Annotated in this window: 23 protein-coding genes and 1 riboswitch; of the genes, 22 read left to right on the top strand and 1 reads right to left on the bottom strand. The window is 31.8% G+C overall.

Annotated elements, in window-relative coordinates; all coding sequences use genetic code 11:
* Window positions 1-10 precede the first annotated feature (10 nt).
* The gene (gene rpsT, locus L1S49_RS03240; RefSeq protein WP_021800992.1) at window positions 11-274 is read right to left on the bottom strand and encodes a 30S ribosomal protein S20; all 264 of its coding nucleotides are present in this window, start codon (window positions 272-274) and stop codon (window positions 11-13) included.
* 214 nt (window positions 275-488) lie between these two features.
* On the opposite strand from rpsT, the gene gpr reads away from it, so the two are divergent.
* The 22 genes from gpr to yqfD all read left to right on the top strand — a co-directional run bounded on the left by gpr (window position 489) and on the right by yqfD (window position 22,234).
* Complete coding sequence (gene gpr / locus L1S49_RS03235) at window positions 489-1,469, top strand: GPR endopeptidase (protein WP_021800993.1); 981 nt, start codon at window positions 489-491, stop codon at window positions 1,467-1,469.
* Between the two features lie 108 nt (window positions 1,470-1,577).
* Window positions 1,578-2,633, top strand: a complete 1,056-nt coding sequence (locus tag L1S49_RS03230; protein WP_238902533.1) for a stage II sporulation protein P — start codon at window positions 1,578-1,580, stop codon at window positions 2,631-2,633.
* A 60-nt stretch (window positions 2,634-2,693) separates the two neighbouring features.
* Entirely contained in the window at window positions 2,694-3,032 is a 339-nt protein-coding gene (locus L1S49_RS03225) for a hypothetical protein (protein ID WP_238902532.1), read from the top strand.
* A 205-nt stretch (window positions 3,033-3,237) separates the two neighbouring features.
* Entirely contained in the window at window positions 3,238-5,043 is a 1,806-nt protein-coding gene (gene lepA / locus L1S49_RS03220) for a translation elongation factor 4 (protein WP_073018749.1), read from the top strand.
* 135 nt (window positions 5,044-5,178) lie between these two features.
* Window positions 5,179-6,306: a radical SAM family heme chaperone HemW gene (gene hemW / locus L1S49_RS03215; RefSeq protein WP_238902531.1), complete on the top strand. Its 1,128-nt coding sequence runs from the start codon at window positions 5,179-5,181 to the stop codon at window positions 6,304-6,306.
* A gap of 199 nt (window positions 6,307-6,505) precedes the next feature.
* Window positions 6,506-7,537, top strand: a complete 1,032-nt coding sequence (hrcA, locus tag L1S49_RS03210) for a heat-inducible transcriptional repressor HrcA (protein ID WP_073018753.1) — start codon at window positions 6,506-6,508, stop codon at window positions 7,535-7,537.
* Between the two features lie 26 nt (window positions 7,538-7,563).
* Window positions 7,564-8,202 carry a nucleotide exchange factor GrpE gene (gene grpE / locus L1S49_RS03205; RefSeq protein ID WP_238902530.1) on the top strand — a complete coding sequence of 213 codons (639 nt, stop codon included), beginning with the start codon at window positions 7,564-7,566 and terminating at the stop codon, window positions 8,200-8,202.
* Window positions 8,203-8,231: 29 nt separating this feature from the next.
* A complete protein-coding gene (gene dnaK, locus L1S49_RS03200; protein WP_238902529.1) occupies window positions 8,232-10,073 on the top strand; it encodes a molecular chaperone DnaK in 1,842 nt (613 codons plus the stop codon).
* 92 nt (window positions 10,074-10,165) lie between these two features.
* Window positions 10,166-11,320: a molecular chaperone DnaJ gene (gene dnaJ, locus L1S49_RS03195; RefSeq protein ID WP_238902528.1), complete on the top strand. Its 1,155-nt coding sequence runs from the start codon at window positions 10,166-10,168 to the stop codon at window positions 11,318-11,320.
* 125 nt (window positions 11,321-11,445) lie between these two features.
* The gene (locus tag L1S49_RS03190) at window positions 11,446-12,237 is read left to right on the top strand and encodes a TIGR00266 family protein (RefSeq protein ID WP_238902527.1); all 792 of its coding nucleotides are present in this window, start codon (window positions 11,446-11,448) and stop codon (window positions 12,235-12,237) included.
* A gap of 116 nt (window positions 12,238-12,353) precedes the next feature.
* On the top strand, window positions 12,354-13,115 hold the full coding sequence (gene yaaA, locus L1S49_RS03185) for a peroxide stress protein YaaA (RefSeq protein WP_238902526.1): 762 nt from the start codon (window positions 12,354-12,356) through the stop codon (window positions 13,113-13,115).
* 42 nt (window positions 13,116-13,157) lie between these two features.
* Window positions 13,158-13,257: riboswitch (purine riboswitch) on the top strand.
* An 80-nt stretch (window positions 13,258-13,337) separates the two neighbouring features.
* A complete protein-coding gene (locus L1S49_RS03180; protein ID WP_238902525.1) occupies window positions 13,338-14,744 on the top strand; it encodes an NCS2 family permease in 1,407 nt (468 codons plus the stop codon).
* Window positions 14,745-14,939: 195 nt separating this feature from the next.
* Window positions 14,940-15,434, top strand: a complete 495-nt coding sequence (gene tpx, locus L1S49_RS03175) for a thiol peroxidase (protein WP_073018771.1) — start codon at window positions 14,940-14,942, stop codon at window positions 15,432-15,434.
* 156 nt (window positions 15,435-15,590) lie between these two features.
* Window positions 15,591-16,412 (top strand): CPBP family intramembrane glutamic endopeptidase, encoded by an 822-nt coding sequence (locus L1S49_RS03170; RefSeq protein WP_238902524.1) that lies wholly within the window; start codon window positions 15,591-15,593, stop codon window positions 16,410-16,412.
* 101 nt (window positions 16,413-16,513) lie between these two features.
* The gene (gene prmA, locus L1S49_RS03165; protein ID WP_238902619.1) at window positions 16,514-17,455 is read left to right on the top strand and encodes a 50S ribosomal protein L11 methyltransferase; all 942 of its coding nucleotides are present in this window, start codon (window positions 16,514-16,516) and stop codon (window positions 17,453-17,455) included.
* 12 nt (window positions 17,456-17,467) lie between these two features.
* Window positions 17,468-18,214, top strand: coding sequence for a 16S rRNA (uracil(1498)-N(3))-methyltransferase (locus L1S49_RS03160; protein WP_238902523.1), 747 nt, complete (start codon window positions 17,468-17,470; stop codon window positions 18,212-18,214).
* Window positions 18,214-19,521 (top strand): tRNA (N(6)-L-threonylcarbamoyladenosine(37)-C(2))-methylthiotransferase MtaB, encoded by a 1,308-nt coding sequence (gene mtaB, locus L1S49_RS03155; protein ID WP_238902522.1) that lies wholly within the window; start codon window positions 18,214-18,216, stop codon window positions 19,519-19,521. The genes L1S49_RS03160 and mtaB overlap by 1 nt, the downstream gene beginning before the upstream one ends.
* Window positions 19,522-19,533: 12 nt before the next feature.
* Complete coding sequence (locus L1S49_RS03150; protein WP_238902521.1) at window positions 19,534-19,878, top strand: histidine triad nucleotide-binding protein; 345 nt, start codon at window positions 19,534-19,536, stop codon at window positions 19,876-19,878.
* A gap of 119 nt (window positions 19,879-19,997) precedes the next feature.
* Window positions 19,998-20,174 (top strand): 30S ribosomal protein S21, encoded by a 177-nt coding sequence (gene rpsU, locus L1S49_RS03145; protein ID WP_021801013.1) that lies wholly within the window; start codon window positions 19,998-20,000, stop codon window positions 20,172-20,174.
* A gap of 44 nt (window positions 20,175-20,218) precedes the next feature.
* On the top strand, window positions 20,219-20,668 hold the full coding sequence (locus tag L1S49_RS03140) for a GatB/YqeY domain-containing protein (protein WP_073018782.1): 450 nt from the start codon (window positions 20,219-20,221) through the stop codon (window positions 20,666-20,668).
* Window positions 20,669-20,812: 144 nt separating this feature from the next.
* On the top strand, window positions 20,813-21,097 hold the full coding sequence (yqfC, locus tag L1S49_RS03135) for a sporulation protein YqfC (RefSeq protein WP_021801015.1): 285 nt from the start codon (window positions 20,813-20,815) through the stop codon (window positions 21,095-21,097).
* The gene (gene yqfD, locus L1S49_RS03130; protein ID WP_238902520.1) at window positions 21,098-22,234 is read left to right on the top strand and encodes a sporulation protein YqfD; all 1,137 of its coding nucleotides are present in this window, start codon (window positions 21,098-21,100) and stop codon (window positions 22,232-22,234) included.
* Window positions 22,235-22,237: the final 3 nt, after the last annotated feature.

The raw sequence follows: 22,237 nt of genomic DNA, 5'->3' as shown, positions 1-22,237 counted from the left end.
GTTTATAAAATTAAGCCATAGCGTTTAATTTTGCAGCTAATCTTGATTTTTTTCTAGCAGCCATGTTTTTATGTACTACTCCTTTTGAAGTAGCCATATCTAAAGCTTTAACTGCACCAGCAAAAGTAACTTTTGCTTCATCAGCGTTGCTAGCAGCAACAGCAACTTCGAATTTCTTTATAGCTGTTTTTAAAGCTGATTTAATCATTCTATTTCTTAAAGTTTTAGTTTCAGCAACTTTAATTCTCTTTTGAGCTGATTTAATGTTTGCCATTCCTTTTCACCCCCTTCATTTTATTAGGGCCTCAGCACAGTTTTGGGGAAATCTGCGTTCGAGTTCACATTCAACAAACCATATTATAGCATTGAATATTTTTTTATTCAAGAAAAAAATTAAAATGCCACTAAAAATTATATGTAATATGAAATAATTTATCAATATATTGGGAAAATATAATATTACAATATATTTCTAGGAGGGTGTTTTAATGTTTAATGTACGTACGGATTTAGCTATTGAAGCTAGAGAGATTTATGCTAAAGAACATAAAAATAAAAGTGAAATAGATGGAGTAATAGTAAAGGAAGAAAATAAAAATAGAGTTAAGGTTACTAAGGTTGAGGTAACTAGTGAATCAGGAGCACAAAAAATAGGTAAACCAGTAGGTAACTATATAACAATAGATATGCCAGAGCTTACAAGTTATGATGGAGAAGTGATAGATGATATTTCAGAAGTTTTAGCAGATAACATCTCTGAGTTAGTAGATACTTCTAAAAGCAGTAGCACCTTAGTAGTAGGACTAGGAAACTGGAATGTTACTCCAGACTCTTTAGGGCCTAAGGTTGCAGAAAAAATAATGATAACCAGACATTTAAAAACTATGATGCCTGACTCTATAGATGATGCTGTAAGATCAGTTTGTGCTATAGCTCCAGGAGTTTTAGGGACAACAGGAATTGAAACTGGAGAAATAATTAAATCCTTAGTAGATAAGATAAAACCATCTTTAGTTATTTGTATAGATGCATTAGCGTCAAGAAGACTTGAGAGGGTAAATAGAACTATACAACTTGGGGATACAGGAATCGCTCCAGGTGCTGGAGTTGGTAATCATAGAATGCAGATAAATAAAGAAAACTTAGGAGTGCCGGTTTTAGCTATAGGAGTACCTACAGTTGTTGATGCAGCAACTATAGCTAATGATACTATAGATCTACTTCTTGATGAAATGATAGAAAACTCCGATAAAGGTGGAGAGTTTTATAGTATGCTTAAAACTATAGATAAAAAAGAAAAAAGCAAACTTATTAAAGAGGTTTTAAATCCTTATGTAGGAAGTTTGATGGTTACACCTAAAGATGTTGATACTATCATAGAAGCAGTTTCTAGAATAATATCAAACGGAATAAACTTAGCACTTCAACCAGATTTAGAAATTGAAGATATAAACAAGTTCATGAATTAATACAATATTGAATATATAAATAAATAATAAAGTAATAAAAAATTAATAATAATTATGTAAATTCTCCCATATAAATTTATAGAGATAAAATTTAAGGGGGAATTTACTTTGGTATATAGAAAATTTGCTAATAAAAAAGGTAATAATATAGATATAAAAAAAATCTTAATACTTCTTTTGGCGGGAATTTTTTTAATTAGATTTGGATATGTTGCTCTTTCTACAAAGAAAGATAACTCTAAAGCATACATTTCACTACTCAATAAAGGATTGCCCTATGCAGAGGCTGTTAATTCTACTGACACTACAAATAACCTTTCTATAAAGGATATGCTTATAGAAACAGTTGGATTAAGTAAACTAAGTTTATTTAGTCTTATAAAATCTGAAGTACCTTATTTTAATAACATCTCCACTCAAACAATAAGTCATGAAGATAATTCTATAGCAACCCTAAATCCTTTTGAATTGGATAATAATAGTCTTATAAAGTATACACCTGAAGAAGCTCCAGATCCAAATGCTGTTGCTTCTAAAGCTTATGAACCTAGTTTGAAGCAAACTTTAGATATAAACAAACCGAGAGTATTAATTTATCACTCTCATACTATGGAATATTATAATCCTGCAACTAAGGAAACAGCCAATGAAAATGATAGTGTTGTTGGAGTGGGAAATGCCTTAGCGAAAGAGTTAGAACAAAACTATGGAATAGCAACATTACATGATAAAACTAACCACTCTGTATCCTATGATGACAGCTATAAAAGATCAGGAGAAACGCTACAAAAGTATTTAAATCAGTATAAAAACTTTGATATAATCATAGATCTTCATAGAGATGCGGTAAGTGGCAAGGTACTCACAGCAAATATAAATGGAGAAGAGCTTGCACCAATAATGTTTGTAACAGCAAAAAACAATCCTCATTATGCAGAAAATCAAGCTTTAACTGATAAACTAAATGGGTTATCAAGAAATCTATTTCCTGGACTTAGTAGAGGGATAACAACTTATACAAGAGGTAAAGACTCTTTTAACCAAAGTAAAAATCCTAATGTTATCTTAATAGAAGTTGGATTTAATACTAATACAAACACCCAAGCTCAAGCTAGTGCAAAATATATAGCTAGACTAATAGCAGAAGCCCTAAAGAAAAGCTAGAAGTATAAAATTGGCAAAAAGTGAGCATCCTTATAGATAATATACCTAGGGGGTGCTTTTTTGAAAAAGTTAAAATTTTTAATACCTTTAGTAGTTTTTTTAGTTGTTACTTTTACAGGGGTAGTTAAGATAAATATGATTAATACTAAAGCATTAAGTGAAAGAACAGCTGAAACTCAAGGAATGGACCTGCAAAAAATAAAAGATGAGTTTGGAGAAGAGTTCTCTAGCTTCATTGTAGATAGCTCAAACATTAAAATACATCAAAGAAATAATAATAAATATTTACTTGAAGTTAATGGAGATGACTATGAAGTTAGTGGAGTTTTTAAAATTTTTAATAAGATAAATAATTCGATTGAATATTTAACCAATCAAATAAGAACATTATTTATGTAGAAGCTTCTTCTCAAGCTTCATTAAATTCTTAAAAAAGCCTACAAGAAATCTAAGAAGCATAGAGCATTGGTAAATTTTATTGACACTCTAAAGGTAAGTTGTGTTATAATTTATCAGAACCTAAATTAAGTTCTATTTATGATTTATTTTTACACGGGGGTGAGTACTATTCTGAGAATTTTAATTCTTAAGAATAGATGATGATATGAATAAGAATAGAAGGCAGTACATTAGAAACTTTTCAATAGTTGCACATATAGACCACGGTAAGTCTACACTTGCAGACAGACTCTTAGAGCAAACCGGAACCTTGACTCAAAGAGAGATGGAAGAGCAAGTTTTAGATAACATGGAGCTTGAGAAAGAAAGAGGAATAACAATAAAATCTCAAGCAGCTAGATTGATTTACAAAAGAGACAATGGTGAAGAATATATTTTAAATTTAATAGATACTCCAGGGCATGTAGACTTTAACTACGAGGTATCTAGAAGTTTAGCAGCCTGTGAAGGTGCTATTTTAGTTGTAGATGCTACTCAAGGAATACAAGCTCAGACTTTAGCAAACTGTTATTTAGCATTAGATAATAACCTAGAGATAGTTCCAGTAATAAACAAGGTAGATCTTCCGAGTGCTAGACCAGAGGAGATAAAAACAGAGATAGAAGATATAATAGGTATAGAAGCTCATGATGCACCTTTGATTTCTGCAAAAACAGGATTAAACATAAAAGATGTTTTAGAAGCTGTAGTTGAGAAAGTACCTGCACCAGAAGGAGATGAAGAAGCACCTTTAAGAGCACTTATATTTGATTCATATTATGATAGTTACAAAGGTGTTGTTTCTTACGTAAGAGTAAAAGACGGTATAGTTAAACCAGGAACTGAAATAAAATTAATGTCTACAAACAAGGTTTATGAAGTAACTGAGGTTGGAGTATTTACACCAGCATTTTTACCTATAGATCAATTAAGCGCTGGAGATGTTGGATACATAACAGCATCTATAAAAAATGTTAGAGATGCTAGAGTTGGTGATACCATAACAGAAAAAGGAAGAGAAACTAAAGAAGCTCTTGCAGGTTATAAACCAGCAGTTCCTATGGTTTTCTCAGGTATATATCCTGTAGATGGTGCAAAGTATGGTGAACTTAGAGAAGCTTTAGAAAAATTGCAGATAAATGATGCTGCATTAAACTTTGAACCTGAAACTTCTATAGCATTAGGTTTTGGATTTAGATGTGGCTTCCTTGGATTATTACATATGGAGATAATTCAAGAAAGAATAGAAAGAGAGTTTAACTTAGATATCATAACTACAGCTCCATCAGTTATATATAAGGTTTATAAAACAGATGGAACAATGATAGAGTTGACAAACCCTACTAATCTTCCACCAATGACTGAGATAGATTATATGGAAGAGCCTATGGTTAAGGCATCTATAATAACTCCAACAGACTATACAGGAGCAGTTATGGAGCTTTGCCAAGAGAAGAGAGGAAGCTTTATAGATATGGAGTATCTTGAAGCTACTAGAGTAGTTATTCATTATGATATTCCACTAAATGAAATTGTTTATGACTTCTTTGATACTTTAAAATCAAGAACTAAAGGATATGCATCTTTAGACTACGAGTTAACTGGATATATACAAACTGAGTTAGTTAAGTTAGACATACTTCTAAATGGAGAGTCAGTAGATGCACTTTCAATGATAGTACCTAAGGAAAGATCATATGCTAGAGGAAAAGCTATAACAGAGAAACTTAAAGAAATAATACCAAGACAGATGTTTGAGATACCTATACAGGCGTCAGTAGGTTCTAAAATCATAGCAAGAGAAACAGTTAAAGCTATGAGGAAAGATGTATTAGCTAAATGTTATGGTGGAGATATATCAAGAAAGAAGAAACTTTTAGAAAAGCAAAAAGAAGGAAAGAAGAGAATGAGACAGGTTGGATCTGTAGAAGTTCCACAAGAAGCATTTATGGCAGTTTTAAAAGTAGATTAGTTAATAAAGGGGATTGCAATTTAAATTGTGATGCCCTTTATTTAGTTGAGAATTGTTAGTTTATAGTGATGTATAAAGGTATCCTTAACTCTCAATTCTCAACTTTCCACTCTCAACTAATTAAAGGAGGATTTTATGAAAAAAATATCATTATACATACAGATACCTTTTTGTAAGCAAAAGTGTAAGTACTGTGACTTCTCATCTTATAGTGGGAAAGAAGATGTGATAAGTAAGTATGTAGATGCTTTAAATATAGAAATCAATAACGCTTCAAAGGACTATAGTTTTAAGACTATATTTATAGGTGGTGGAACTCCGAGTTATTTACCTTATGAGGAGTTAGAGAAACTACTTAAGAATGTAAGTAGTTTAAACTTAGAGGAAGATGTAGAGTTTACAGTAGAGTGTAATCCAGGAACTTTAACTAGAGACAAGTTAGAACTTATGAAGAAGTACAAAGTTAACCGACTTAGCTTAGGTTTGCAGAGTTCAAATGAAAGTTTGCTTAAAAGTTTAGGAAGAATTCATAGTTTCACAGAGTTTAAAGAAAACTACGACTTAGTTAGACAAGTTGGGTTTAAAAACGTAAATGTTGATTTAATGTTTGGTTTACCTAGTCAAACTCTGAAAGACTTTGAAGAAACTCTAAGTTCAGTAGTTGAACTTAATCCAGAACATATATCAGCTTACTCTTTAATAGTAGAAGAAGGTACTCCATTTTATAAACTATATGAAAAAGGAAAACTTAAGCTACCATCTGAGGAAGAAGAAAGAGCCATGTATGAGGATGCAGTAGAGTATCTAGATTCTAAAGGGTATAAACAATATGAAATATCTAATTTCTCAAAAGATGATAAAGAATGCAAACATAATTTAGTTTATTGGGAACTTGGAGAATATTTAGGCTGTGGAGTAGCTGCTGCATCACTACTCAATGAAACTAGAACTAAAAATTATGATAAAATTGAAGATTATATTTTGTCAGTAGAAAAAAAATCAAATGGTATTGAAGAAACTAATCATTTATCAAAAGAAGAACTTATGGAAGAGTTTATGTTTTTGGGACTTAGAAAAACATCAGGAGTAAGTGAAAAAGATTTTTTTGAAAGGTTTAATGTATCTATGGAAAGCATTTATAAAGATGTAATTAATAATCACGTAAAAAAAGGATTATTAAATAAAGATAATGGGAAAATATATTTAAATAAAGAAGGCATTCAACTAAGTAATTACGTTATGAGTGATTTTTTATTAAGTTAATAATAAGGAAAATATAAACAATAGCAATATAGAGAAAATAGCAGAAATTTTAAGTAATATATAGATTATTTCTCTAAATTGAGTCATAGCATAGTTAATTAATATTTCTGTTTATTGACAAAAAAACTTATAAATAATATATTAAATACGTAGTCGTTAGCACTCGATGATAGTGAGTGCTAATAAAAGAGGTGATACTATGGCAATAGATGAAAGAAAAATTAAGATTCTACAAGCCATAATTAGTGACTTTATAAACACTGGAGAGCCAGTAGGATCTAGAACTTTAGCTAAGAAATACGAATTGGGAATAAGTTCTGCAACAATTAGAAATGAAATGGCAGACTTAGAGGAGTTAGGCTACTTGGAACAACCTCATACATCTGCCGGAAGAGTACCCTCTAGTAAAGGCTATAGACTTTATGTGGATAAACTTATGTCTTACGAGAAACTAAGTTTAGACGAAGAATTAATGATTAAAAAGTATATTATTGATACTGCTTTATTTGAGGTGGATAGTATATTAAAGCAAGTCTCTTCACTTTTATCTGAACTAACTAGATTAACTTGTGTGGTTAAGGCCCCATCAGTTAGAAAAAGTTCAATGAAATCTGCACAATTAATACCTATAGATATAATAAATATTCTATGTGTAATTGTTACTGATAGTGGAGTAGTTAAAAATAGACTGCTTAAGATAAATAAACCTTTAAGTATAGAGACGGTAACAAAAATAAATAATATACTGAATGATAGGCTTGTTAATTTGAGTATAGAAGAAATTAACCTTGAAGTAATAAACAGGCTTACTCATGAATTAAAAGGGTTTGATGAAATATTAAATGGAGTTTTAGCTCTTTTATATGAAACATTAAAATCATCGGATTCTTCTGAGGTATTTATGGAAGGAACCACCAATATATTCAATTACTCTGAATATAACGATATTGATAGAGCTAAAGAGATTTTACAGCTTCTTTATAACAAGGATACTGTAAATCAATTAATAAGTACAGATCATGGAATATCAATAAAGATAGGTGATGAGAATTTCTTACCTCAAGCAAAAGACTGTAGTATTATTTCTGCTGAATACATTTTAGGAGAAACAGCTCTTGGAACAGTTGGATTAATTGGACCTAAGAGAATAAATTATTCTAAAGTTATTTCTATAATGGCAGAGGTAATGAAGGAGCTTAATAATGTTCTTAACAATCAGAGCTTAAAATAATACTAGAGAGAAGGGGTGTAAGGATTTTGGAAAAAGAGAATATTAACACTGAAGATTTAAAAAATGAAAACTTAGAAGGAGAGCAGATTACTGAAACAGAAGATACTTCTAAAGACGTAGAAGAAAATGTTGAAGAAACTGCTGAAGAAGCAGAAGTTTTAGAAGATAAAGAATTTGAAGAAGTAATCTCTATTGAAGATGTGCTTAAAGGAAAAAATTCTAAATTAAAAGAAGAAAATACAAAACTTAATAACGAAGTTGAGGCATTAAAGGAAAGACTAGTAAGATTAAGTGCTGAGTATGAAAACTTTAGAAAAAGATCTCAAAAAGAAAAAGAAGGTATATACACTGATGCATGTTACGATGTAATAAAAGAAGTGCTTCCTACTCTTGATAACTTAGAGAGAGCAGTATCAGTTGATGGATCAGTTGATGACCTTAAAAAAGGAATAGAAATGACTATAAGAGGCTTCAAAGGTTCTCTTGAGAAGTTAGGCGTTGAAGAAATAGATGCTTCAGGAGATTTTGATCCTAATCTTCATCAAGCTGTAATGCATGATCAAGATGAAAATTTTGGACCTAACAAGGTATCAGAAGTATTCCAAAAAGGATACAAAAAAGGTGAAAAAGTAATAAGATATTCAATGGTTAAAGTTGTAAACTAATTTAACTGAATTTAAGGAGGAAATTTAACATGGCAAAAGTAATAGGAATTGACTTAGGAACTACAAACTCATGCGTAGCAGTAATGGAAGGTGGAGATCCAGTTGTTATTGCAAACGCAGAAGGTGCAAGAACAACTCCTTCAGTAGTATCTTTTCAAGCAAATGGAGATAGATTAGTAGGTCAAGTAGCAAAGAGACAATCAATAACAAATCCAGATAAAACGATAATATCAATAAAGAGACATATGGGAACTAGCCATAAAACTAACATAGATGGCAAGGACTATACCCCACAAGAAATTTCAGCTATGGTTCTACAAAAAATTAAAGCTGATGCAGAAAGTTATTTAGGAGAAACTGTAACTCAAGCAGTTATAACTGTTCCAGCTTACTTTAATGACTCTCAAAGACAAGCAACAAAAGATGCTGGAAAAATAGCAGGATTAGAAGTGTTAAGAATAATAAATGAACCAACAGCAGCAGCACTTGCTTATGGTTTAGATAAAATGGATACTAACCAAAAAATATTCGTATATGACTTAGGTGGCGGTACTTTCGACGTATCTATACTTGAACTTGGAGATGGAGTTTTCGAAGTTAAAGCTACTAACGGAGATACAAAACTAGGTGGAGATGACTTCGACCAAAAAATTATAGATTTTATAGCTGAAAGCTTTAGAGCTGAAAATGGTATAGATTTAAGAAACGATAAGATGGCACTTCAAAGATTAAAAGAAGCTGCTGAAAAAGCTAAGATAGAATTATCTTCATCAACTCAAACAATAATAAACTTACCATTTATCACAGCTGATGCTACAGGTCCAAAGCATATAGATTTAACATTAACTAGAGCTAAATTCAATGAATTAACTCATGACTTAGTTCAAAGAACTATAGAACCAATGAGAAAGGCTTTAAATGATGCAGGTCTTAGCATAGGAGAAATAGATAAGGTATTACTTGTTGGAGGATCTACAAGAATACCAGCTGTTCAAGAAGCTGTTAAAAACTTTACTGGAAAAGATCCATCAAAGGGAGTTAACCCAGATGAATGTGTTGCTGTAGGAGCAGCTATTCAAGGTGGAGTATTAACAGGAGATGTTAAAGATGTATTATTACTAGACGTTACACCTTTAACTTTAGGAATAGAAACATTAGGTGGAGTTGCTACACCATTAATAGAAAGAAATACAACTATACCAACTAGAAAGAGCCAAGTGTTCTCAACAGCAGCTGATAGCCAAACTAGCGTTGAAATTCACGTAGTTCAAGGTGAAAGACAAATGGCAGCGGACAACAAAACTTTAGGTAGATTTACTTTATCTGGAATAGCTCCAGCACCAAGAGGAATTCCTCAAATTGAAGTTACTTTTGATATAGATGCTAACGGAATCGTTAAGGTTTCTGCAACAGATAAAGGAACTGGTAAGGAAGCTAATATAACAATTACTGCATCAACTAACCTTTCAGATGATGAAATAGATAAGGCAGTAAAAGAAGCAGAAAAATTTGCTGAAGAAGATAAGAAGAGAAAAGATTCTATAGAAATAAAGAATAATGCTGATCAAGTAGTTTACCAAACAGAAAAGGCTTTAACTGATTTAGGAGATAAAGTATCAGCTGAAGATAAGAGCAAGATACAAGCTAAATTAGAAGAAGTTAAGAAAATCAAGGATGGAGAAGACTTAGAAGCTATAAAGAAAGCTACAGATGAGTTAACTCAAGAATTCTATGCTGTTTCTTCAAAAATTTATCAAGATGCTAATGCTCAAGGCCAAGGATTTGACCCAAATAACATGGGAGCAAACCAAGGAGCAGCTCAAGATGATAATGTTGTAGATGCTGATTTTAAGGTAGAAGACGATAAATAGTTGAAACCATAGTGATAAATAGCATATAATATTTTGATAGGGAAGGGAGAACTACTCTTCCCTTTTAATTAAGTTTAATAGGTGGTGGATTTATGGCGTCAAAGGATTTATATGAGGTTTTAGGTCTTCAAAAAGGAGCCTCAGATGATGAAATTAAAAAAGCCTTTAGAAAGCTAGCGATTCAATATCACCCTGACAAAAATCAAGGAAATGCAGAAGCCGAGGAGAAATTTAAGGAAATAAATGAAGCATATCAAGTTTTAAGTGATCCTCAGAAAAAGGCTCAATATGATCAGTTTGGTACAACTGACGGATCAGGTGGATTTGGTCAAGGTGGTTTTGATTTCTCTGATATGGGAGGCTTTGGAGATATATTTGAAAGCTTCTTTGGAGGAGGCTTTGGGGGCGGTGGTGGCTCAAGAAGAAATGCCCCAAGGGAAGGTTCGGATCTTGAATATACTCTTCACTTAAGTTTTGAAGAAGCTATATTTGGAGTAGAAAAAGAAATTTCAGTAACAAGAACGGAAAATTGTGAAACTTGTCATGGAACAGGAGCAAAAGCTGGAACTTCACCTAAGACTTGTTCTAAGTGTGGAGGCTCTGGTCAAGTAAGAGTTGAGAGAAGAACTCCACTAGGAAACTTTGTTAGTTCTTCAACTTGTGATGTTTGTGGTGGAACAGGTAAAGTAGTAGAAGCACCTTGTGATACTTGCAGAGGTAAAGGAAGAGTAAGAAAAAATAGAAAGATTAAAGTTAATATTCCTGCTGGAGTTGATACAGGAAATGTTATGCCGTTAAGGGGACAAGGAGACCATGGTGTAAATGGAGGTCCTCCAGGAGATTTATATGTTAAAATATCAGTAGCTCCATCAAAGATTTATACAAGGAAAGGCTTTGATTTATATATTGATGAACATATCTCTATGGCAAAAGCAGCACTAGGAGTAGATATTAAGGTTCCTACAATTGATGGTGAGGTTAAATATAGCATACCGTCAGGAACTCAATCTGGAACATTATTTAGACTTAAAGGTAAGGGTGTTCAAAGAGTTAACTCATCAGCTCGTGGAGATCAATATGTTAAAGTTATAGTTGATATTCCAAAAGCTTTAAATGAAAAACAAAAAGAAGCATTAAGAATGTTTATGGAAGCTTCAGGGGAACTTCAAAATCAGGAAGTATCTCATGAAAAACATAAAGATTCAAAAAATAAAAAGAGCTTTATGGATAAAATATTCGGAGAATAATTTGTACTAAAGTATCTATAAAAAAATCTAGCTTATGCTAGATTTTTTTATTTTAAGTAATTGAAATAAAAGAGTTTATTTGCTTTAATTAAACTATAAACTTACATGTAAGAGGAGGAGCACTTATGGCTCAAAATATCGACTATACTATTCATGGAGATGACATGCAATTTGTTGAAGTATTATTAGATCCTAATGAAACTATGATTGCTGAAGCAGGTTCTATGATGATGATGGATAATCCCATAGAGATGGCAACAACATTCGGAGATGGTTCTTCTAAGGGCGGCGGATTCATGGATAAACTTTTCTCAGCAGGAAAGAGGGTAGTAACTGGAGAAAGTCTTTTTATGACTACTTTTACTAATATGGGTTATGATAGAGCCATGGTTTCTTTTGCGGCACCTTATCCAGGAAAGATACTACCTATTCAGTTATCTCAGTATAATGGAACTTTAATTTGTCAAAAAGAATCTTTTCTATGTGCTCAAAAAGGAACACAAATTGGTATAGAATTTACTAAAAAATTTGGAGCGGGAATTTTTGGAGGGGAAGGGTTTATTCTTCAAAAGCTTCAAGGAGATGGGTTAGCCTTCGTTCATGCAGGAGGAACCATACTAGAAAAGGAATTATATTCAGGACAGATTTTAAAGATAGATACAGGTTGTATAGTTGCTATGACAACTTCAGTAGACTATGATATTCAATTTGTAGGTGGAATAAAAAATGCATTATTTGGAGGAGAAGGGCTATTCTTTGCTACCTTAAAAGGACCAGGAAAGGTATGGATTCAAAGTTTACCGTTTAGCAGATTAGCATCAAGAGTAATGTCTGCTAGTATGGGAGGAAGAGCAGGAAGAGAAGAAGGAAGCATACTAGGAGGGTTAGGAAACTTCTTAGATGGAGATGGTTTTTAAAAGATACTTAGAGAAGTATAGTGAATGGATTAATCAACACTCAAATGGCAATTGTCAATTGAGTGTTGTATTATTAAGTTGAGGAATAACAAATTTTAATTGTGAAAGGATAAGAGATGATATACATAGTTTCACCAGCAAAATCATTAAATTTTAGTGATAAATCAAATGTAGTTAGTGATAGAACTCCTAATTTCATAAATGAATCAGAGAAACTTATAAAAGAATTGAAAAAGTTTAGTCCAGAGGATATATGTTCTTTAATGAAAATTTCTGAGAAACTTGGAGAACTTAATTTTTATAGATTTCAGCAGTATGAATTAAACCCTGTTAAAGAAGCTGTATTTGCATTTCATGGAGATGTTTATAGGGGATTAGATATAAACTCTTTAAAATATGAAGAAGTTTTGTATGGAGATAAACATTTAAGAATATTATCTGGTCTTTATGGGGTTTTAAAACCACTAGATAGAATTAAAGAACATAGATTAGAGATGGGAACAAAGCTTAAGAATAAAGCAGGAAAAGATCTATATGAGTTTTGGGGACATAAAATAGTTGATTTTTTAGATAGTGAATTAAGTAAAGAAAAAACTAAAGTTCTAGTAAACCTAGCATCAGAAGAATATTCAAAGGCAGCAAGGCTTGAGGAATTAAAGAAAAAGTATAAGGTTATTACACCTGTATTTAAAGATTATAAAAATGGAAGCTACAAGATAATTAGTATATATGCTAAAAGAGCTAGAGGTCTTATGGCAAGATATTTAATTGAAAATGAGATAGAAAGTATTGAAGGTATTAAAGATTTTGAGAGTGAAGGATATAAATATTCTGAAGAGAAATCTAACGAAAATTTTTTGGTTTTTATAAGAAATTAATCGCCAGTTGACATTGTAAAAGCCTTATTATATCATGGTTAAGTCAGTCAAAAAGTACAAGCCCATATATATCTGATAATATGGTTCAGATGTTTCTACGAAATTCCGTAAAAATTTCGCTATGGGTAAATCAATGGTGATGTTAAGTATTTACTGTACCAGTTTGGTTTACCTATTCCAAGCGGGTACTTTTTTATTGCATTACTTATGAGGAGGCTTTTTATGAAAACTAAAGAAAATAACATTTTAGAAAAAATCTTTAAGTTAAAAGAAAACAAAACAGATGTAAAGACAGAAATATTAGGTGGAATTACAACCTTTGTAACCATAGCTTATGCTTTACTAGTTGTTCCTAATATTTTAAAACTTGGAGGGATGAACTCTTTAGGTTTAAAGGGTGATGAGGCAGCAGTTTTAACTATAGCAAACGACCCTGTAGTTGGTTCTGCATTTGCATCAGTATGTATTGCAGCAGCAGTAGGTACACTTATTATGGCTTTTTATGCTAATATGCCTTTTGTATTGGCTCCAGGTCTTGGATTAGTTAGTTTCTTTGCTTTTAATATTTGTTTGAAATTAGGATATACATGGCAGCAAGGATTAGCAGCTGTATCTATATCAGGGATACTATTTATAATTATAACTTTAACATCTATAAGGGAAAAAATAGTTTATGCTATGCCACATAACTTGAAACTTGCTATAACAGCAGGTATAGGATTATTTATATCATTGATAGGTTTAAAAAGTGGAGGAATAGTAGTAGCTAATCCTGCAACCTTAGTAGCCTTTGGAGACTTTAGGAATAGTTCAGTTATACTAACAATAGTAGGTTTAGTTATTATGGCTGTATTAATGGCTAGAAACGTTAAAGGCGCCATGCTTATAGGAATTATAATAACTACTATAATAGGAATTCCAATGGGAATAACTAAACTCGATAATGTACATGTATTTTCACTTCCACCAATAGGAAATACTTTCTTAGCTTTAGACTTTAAAGGACTATTGTCTCATAATGGAGGAGGGCTAGTAGGAGCTATACTTACTATATTTATGGTTGTAATAACTTTGAGCTTAGTTGACTTATTTGATTCTTTAGGAACTTTAGTTGGAACTGCCCAAACTTCAGGAATGATAGATGAAAATGGAGAAGCTAAAAACTTGAGAAAATCTCTATTTGCAGATGCTATGGCAACAACTTTAGGTGGATTTTTAGGTACAACAACTTTAGCAACAGTTGTAGAATCAGCAGCAGGTATAGCAGCAGGTGCTAGAACAGGACTATCTAATGTAGTTGTAAGTATATTATTTATATGTTCATTATTCTTTAGCAGTCTTATAGGGGTGGTTCCTTCAAGTGCAACAGCGCCAGCTCTCATAATAGTTGGAGTACTTATGCTAAGTGCTGTTAAGGAAATAGACTTCTCAGACTTTACAGAAGCTGTACCAGCTTTCTTCACAATAGCTATGATGCCATTTACGTATTCAATAGCTAATGGAATAGCTGTAGGAATGATATTCTACCCACTGATGAAGGTATTTACAGGTAAAAGAAAAGATGTTCATCCAATTATGTACATAATGGCATTCTTATTTATATTAAGATTTATATTAATGCCAGATTAATATAAGCAATAGAGGGGACAGTTAATGATTATTTTCATTAACTGTTCTCTTTTTTAACTAATAATAACTATTGACAAGCAAGAATTATTTGGTAAAATATAGTTGTATAGGAAAAGTAGTAAGTGTATATAATGAATATAGATAAAATTAATAATTGAATATAATAATATAGATAAAGTGAGAGGAGATAGGATTATGCAAGTAAATTTTAAAGGAAATCCAGTAACATTAGTAGGAAAAGAAGTTAAGGTAGGAGATACATTTAGAGACTTTGTTGTTTCAAAAAATGATTTATCTCCATTAACATTAAAAGATACAAAGGGAGTAAGAATTTTTTTGGCGGTCCCATCTGTAGATACATCTGTTTGTGATTTAGAGGTTAGAACCTTTAATGAAAAAGTATCTGAACTTAAAGGGGTTACAGTTTACACTGTATCAATGGATTTGCCTTTTGCTCAAGCAAGATGGTGTGCAGCAGAAGGAATTGAAAATGTTGTAACTGTTTCTGACTATAAAGATAGAGCTTTTGGAGAAGCTACTGGAACATACGTTAAAGAGTTAGGGCTTTTAACTAGAGCAGCTTTTGTAGTTGATTCAGATAATAAGGTAACTCATGTAGAATATTTAGGTGAAATAGCAGAGCAACCTAAGTTTGAAGAAATAATAAATGCAGCGAAGGCAGCAAAATAATTAAATAAGTTTATAAGGGCTATGTAGTAAGGCTTTAGAAGATCCTTATTACATAGCCTTCTTTTTGGTTTTATGTGGTAAAATAGAATTGCTAATAAAATTCAAATTGACCATTTGTTAGATTTTAACATGGCTTTTAAAAGGTGAGGTAAAGAAATGAAGACGGATAAAAAGATAGTAGTACAATTTACGATTTTAACATTTTTTATAGCCTATATTGTAGCAGGTATATTGATTGTTCTTGGGCAATTTGGATATTCGGTTCATAATTGGGTTAACTCGTTAGGGGAATTCGTAATGAATATTCCTTTTGCCATATATATTTTATCGCCTGCTATTGCTTCATATATTGTTCTTAAGAAAAATAATAAAATAGCAGATTTTAAGGAGTGGCTCAAAACTGTATTTTATGTCAAAAATAAAATATATCTCTATTTGTTTGTTATTGGAGGACTTGCGCTTTATTTTTTGACTCATATGGTAGTCACAGGAACCGCTAAAATGGTCCTTCCATTTTATATGATTTTTCTTTCTTTGCCTGGTAATCTTATTATTGGTGGCTTAGAGGAATCTGGATGGATGTACGTATTGCAGCCTAGACTTGATAAAAAATATGGTTTTATTATATCTTCTATTTTGGCTGGGCTCATTTGGATTCCATGGCATATCCCACTTTTCTTTATTCCAGGGACGAATCATGGAGATGGACTAATTAACTTTTGGATGTTTTCGGTTCAACTCATTGCGTTTCGTTTTTTCAACGGAGCAATTTACAAGATATCAGGAAAAGGCCGTGTGTTTATGTGTGTATTATTTCACACCATGTTTAACGCAGCATCTCCTCTCTTTGGTACAATGACTATGACTTGGGCGGGGACTATTGCTGCGAATTCTGTTATTGTTCTTGTGTCAATTATAACAGTTGTAATATACAACAAAAAGAGTAAACCAATAGTACAAAATAAGGTGAGCAAGTGATATTTGATAGTCAATTGTTAATTCTAAAATGCCATAGACATAATTACTCTTTACGTGTAAAATATTATATTAGTCAATGGATGTAGAAAGGAATGAATTTAATGCAAGGAACTTGGATGGAAGTTAAGGTAATAACAAAAAGTGAGGCTCTTGAACCAGTATCAGCTATTTTTTACTCGTTAGATTGTAAGGGGGTAGCTATAGAGGATCCTAATGATATATTAGATAGAGAGCAAGGACCTTTAACTTGGGATTTTGCAGATTTAAATATATTAGAATATAAAGGAAAAGCAGCTTGTGTAAAAGGGTATTTTGCAGAAGAAGATAAGATAGAAGAAGTAGTTACTTATATTAAAGAGAAAGTTGAAGAGCTAAAAGAAATGGGCTTCGATTTGGGAGATGCAGAAGTTATCTCTACAAAGATGAAAGAAGAAGATTGGGCAAACAACTGGAAGCAGTACTATAAACCAACTAAGATAGGTAAGAAGATTGTAATCAAACCTATATGGGAAGACTATAAGGCTGAAGGCGAGGATTTAATAGTTGAACTAGATCCAGGTATGGCTTTTGGGACAGGAACTCATGAAACTACTAGAATGTGTGTTGCGGCTTTAGAAAGATACACAAAAGAAGATACTGTAGTTTTTGATATAGGAACTGGTTCAGGAATTCTTGCAATAGTTGCAGCTAAACTTGGAGCTAAGCATGTAGTTGGTGTTGACTTAGACCCCGTAGCAGTAGACTCTGCAAAAGAGAATTTAACATTTAATGATGTTAACAATATAGAAATACTAGAAGGTAATCTTTTAGATGTAGTTGATGGAAAAGCAGATTTAGTTGTTGCAAACATCATAGCAGAAATAATCTGTATTTTAACTCCAGATGTTAAAAAGGCACTTAATAAAGATGGAATCTTTATAACATCAGGAATAATTCATGATAGAAGAGAAATGGTTATAGCTAACCTTGAAGAAAATGGGTTTGAAGTTATAGAAGTTAATAAAGATGGCGAGTGGAATTGTATAATTGCAAAGTTGAAATAAGGAGAGAAGAGAATGCATAAGTTTTTTACTCCTAAAGAACTGTTTTATGAGAATGAGGCTAGAATACTAGGTGAAGATGTTAAACATATATATAGAGTTCTAAGACTTGAAGAAGGTGAAAAAGTAGTTATAAACAATCTTCAAGGAGAAGAGTTTTTAGGAAGAATAACAGAAATAACTAAGACTGAAGTTAAAGTAGTTATAGATGAAAAGTTAGAAGTTAATAATGAAAGCCCACTTGAAGTACATCTTTATCAAGGACTTCCTAAAGCTGCAAAGATGGACTTAATTGTTCAAAAAGGAACAGAACTTGGATTTAAAGAAATAACTCCAATAATAACTGAGCGAGTTGACGTTAAGTTAAAGGGTGAGTTTAAGAAGTTAGACAGACTTGAGAGAATAGCTTTAGAAGCTTCAAAACAAAGTAAGAGAACTTTTATACCTAAGATAAACTCTCCTATTTCTTTTAAAGAGTTAGAGGAAGAGTTAAAACTTATGGACTTAGTTGTAGTTCCTTATGAAAATGCTGAAAACTTTGGAGTTAAGTCTTTAGTTAAGAATATAGATAAAAGTGTAAACAAACTTGGGATTATAATAGGTCCTGAAGGTGGGTTTGAAGAAGAAGAAATAAACAAACTTAAAGATAATGGAGCTTATATTGTAACTTTAGGACCAAGGATTCTAAGAACTGAAACAGCTGGTTTTGTTTGTGGATCATTGCTTCAATATGAGCTTGGAGATTTAGGAGGAAATGAGTAATGAAAGTGGCATTTGCGACATTAGGTTGCAGAGTTAATGTATATGAATCAGAAGCTATGATGGAAAAGTTTATAAGAGAAGGATATGAAGTTGTAGACTTTAGCGAAGTTGCAGATGTTTATGTTATAAATACCTGCTCCGTTACTAACATGGGAGATAAAAAATCTAGACAGATGATTTCTAGAGGAAGAAGACAAAATCCAGATGCTGTTATTGCAGCGGTAGGATGTTACTCTCAGATAGCTCCTAATGAGGTTAGTAGCATAGAAGGCATAGATGTAGTACTAGGTTCAAGAAACAAGGGAGAAGTGGTCTATTGGGTTAATAAAGCTAAAGATGAAGGTAAGATGCAGGTTCAAGTTTCAGAAGTTCTTAGAAATAAGGAATTTGAAGATTTGAGAATCGAAGAGTATCAAGATAAAACTAGAGCTTTCTTAAAAATACAAGACGGTTGTAATAGATTTTGTGCCTATTGTTTAATACCATATACTAGAGGTGCAGTTTGTTCTAAAGATCCTAGAAAAGTTATTGAAGAGATTAAAGTTTTAGCTGAGAATGGATTTAAGGAAATAATACTTTCAGGAATACATATAGCCTCTTATGGAGTTGAATTAGATCAGAAGATAACACTTATAGATATAATTGAAAAAATTGAAACTATAGATGGAATCGAAAGAGTAAGAATAGGATCTATTGATCCAACTTTCTTTACTGAAGAAGTAGTTGAAAGAATCACAAAGTTTAAAAAACTTTGCCCTCACTTCCATCTTTCATTACAAAGTGCTTCTAATGGAACTCTTAAAAGAATGAATAGAAGATATAACATAGAAGAATATGAGAGTATAGTTAATATTTTAAGGGGAAAGATAAAAGATGTGTCTTTAACTACAGACATAATAGTTGGATTCCCAGGTGAAACAGAAGAAGAGTTTAATGAAACTTATAAGACTTTAAGTAAAATAAAGTTATCTAAGATGCATATATTTAAATATTCTCCTAGAAAAGGTACTAGAGCTGCTGACATGGAAAATCAGATAGATGGAAATGTCAAAGAGGAAAGAAGTAAAAAACTAATAGAGTTAGACCTAAAAAATGAAAAAGAATTTATAGAAAAATATATAGAGACAGAGATACCTGTTTTATTTGAGCAAAAGGTAAAAAATGAACAGGACTTATATGAAGGATATACTCATAACTATATAAAGGTTATAGTTTGTTCTAAAGAAAAAAACTTAATAGGTAAAATTATTAAAGTAAAAATAAATGATGCAGGAAATGGAGTAGCCTATGGAGAAATAATAGATTAAGGGGGTGAAAACATGAATGATTGTATTTTTTGTAAAATAGCAAAAGGAGAAATTCCGTCAAAAAAAGTCTATGAAGATGATAAAGTGTTTGTTTTTCACGATATAAACCCGGAAGCTCCAGTACATGTATTAGTTATTCCTAAAGAACATATAGCGAGTGCTAATGATATAGATGAAAGTAAAAGCGATATAATAGCACATATATACTTAGTTATCCATAAGATAGTAAGAGAACTAGGTATATCAGAGACTGGCTACAGAATAGTTAATAATTGTGGTGAAGATGGTGGTCAAACTGTAAATCATCTACATTTTCATATTCTAGGAGGAAGAAGTCTTAAATGGCCTCCAGGCTAACAATAATTATATGAAGTTCTTGACATTGTAAAATATAGTATTGTATAATATAGCGTGTGTTGTTTAAAGCCCACGGCTGTGCATTATAACATATTAGCTAGCGGAGGGAGGGATAGTAGATGTCAGAAATTAGAGTTGGAGAAAATGAAACACTAGAAAGTGCTTTAAGAAGATTCAAAAGAAAATGCGCTAGAGCAGGTGTTCTTTCAGAAGTAAGAAAAAGAGAACATTATGAAAAACCAAGCGTTAAGAGAAAGAAAAAATCAGAAGCTGCTAGAAAGAGAAAGTTTAAATAATAGCAGAGTTCTATAAAAGAATTTCTTTGAAAGAAGGTATTATATTGCCAACAATAAAAGAAAGACTTCAAGAGGACTGGAAACAGGCTTTAAAGGCAAGAGAAAAATTTAAGGCTGAAGTTTTAAGCATGGCTAAAGCAGCTGTACTTTTAGTTGAAAAAACTAACAATGTCAAAATTGAAGATGAGCAAGTTATAGAAATTTTAGCAAGAGAAATCAAGCAAAGAAAAGAAGCTATGCTTGAGTTTGAAAAGGGAAATAGACAGGATCTTGTAGATAAGTCTAAGACTGAGATTGAGATTTTGCTAAATTACCTTCCTCAACAGTTAAACGAGAATGAAATTCTTGAAATTGTAAAACAAGCTGCGCTTGAAGTTGGTGCCAACTCTCCTAAGGAGATGGGAAAAGTTATGGCGAAAGTCAGACCTTTAACTGTAGGCCGTGCTGATGGTAAACTTGTAAGTTCAATTGTTAAAGAATATTTAAGTAAATAATTTTACGTTATAAAAGGAGTTCACTTTGTGAGCTCCTTTTTTACATGCCATGAAATATCAATATAAATGATATTTTAAAATTTGTAATTTAATAAACCACATCATCATAAATTAATATGAAATGATTTTTTTTTGAGGGGTTTTATGGAGTCTAAGTGGAATAGAGCAAAAATGAAGTTAGCTGAAAACCTAGAAATACCAAATGATGTCATATTAAGTACGCCGAAAATAACTATCTCAAGTAATAATGAAATATCTATAGAGAATCATAAAGGGATAATAGCCTTTGAAAGAGAGTATATAAAGATAAATTCTAAAATAGGGACTATAACCATAAATGGAAAAGACTTTGAGATAGCTTTTATTGGAGGTCAGACTATAGTAATTCAAGGAGAGTTCAAATCAGTAATTTATGAGGGGATGGGGTAAATGGAGATATTAAAAAAACTTAAAAAGGGAACAATAACTATAGAGGTAAGAGCTATGATTCCAGAGAAATTTATCAATTTACTTTGGAGTCATGGCATTTATTCTAAAAATATTAGAAAAGTTGATTTAACAACATTTCTTGTGGAGATAAACTTAGTAGACCTTAAAGAAGTTCAAACTATAGCCAAAAGAATAAATGCAAAAGTAAAGGTTGTTGGAAAAAAAGGTTTAGCTTTTTATCTTATAAAAGCTAAAAGGCAAGTTTCTTTATGTGTAGCTGGAATAATATTTTTGGGGGTTATGTTCTACTTGTCTACATATATTTGGAGTATAGAGATTAACACTAAAAAAATATTGTCACCTTTTGAGATTAGAAGACAATTAAATTCATTAAATGTAAAACCTGGTGTTAAGAAAACATCTTTAGATGTTTATGCTTTAGAAAAGCAGCTAGAAGACACTAATAGCGATATAATGTGGGTAAAAGCAAGAATAGAAGGATCTACCTTAAAGGTAGATATTGAAGAGAAGGTAAACCCACCAGAGATTAAAGAAAAAGAAGACAATGAAGGTGTAATTGCTAAGATGGACGGGGTTATAAAAAGGATTTATACAATTTCTGGAACTGCTGTTGTTAAGCCTGGTGATATAGTTAAGGCTGGAGATTTGCTTATAAAGCCATATCAAGGAAAAGAAGGGCTTGAATATAAAATCAAGGCAGAAGGTAAGGTTATGGCAAGTACGGCCTATGAAAAGATATTAGAGGTACAAATAAGCGGTAAGTCAAAAGAGAGAACAGGAGAAAAAGACAAAGCTATATATGTCGAAGTTCTAGGAAAGAAAATTTATCTAAAAAAGCCTATAAAAACATATAAGGACTATGATAAAATAGAAGTCAAAGATAACTTTATAAAAAGTGAAGTTTATTATGAGGTATCAGAGAAAGAGCTAAACTTAAACGAAGATGAAGTTAAGCTTGATGTGCTAAATAAGTCAAGAGAAGCAGTTTTAAAAGAGATTGATAAGAAAGATACCATAGTACAAGAAATTCAAGATGTTGAAAACATAGGGGATGGAAAAATCATAATAAAAAATAAGTTTATAGTAGAGCAAGATATATCACAAATGAACAATTAACTT

It is taken from the genome of Clostridium sp. YIM B02506 (genome assembly GCF_022324845.1).
Lineage (GTDB): Bacteria > Bacillota > Clostridia > Clostridiales > Clostridiaceae > Clostridium_T > Clostridium_T intestinale.
The sequence above is the reverse complement of the archived record's forward strand: the minus strand, read 5'-3'. Positions and strand labels throughout refer to the sequence as shown.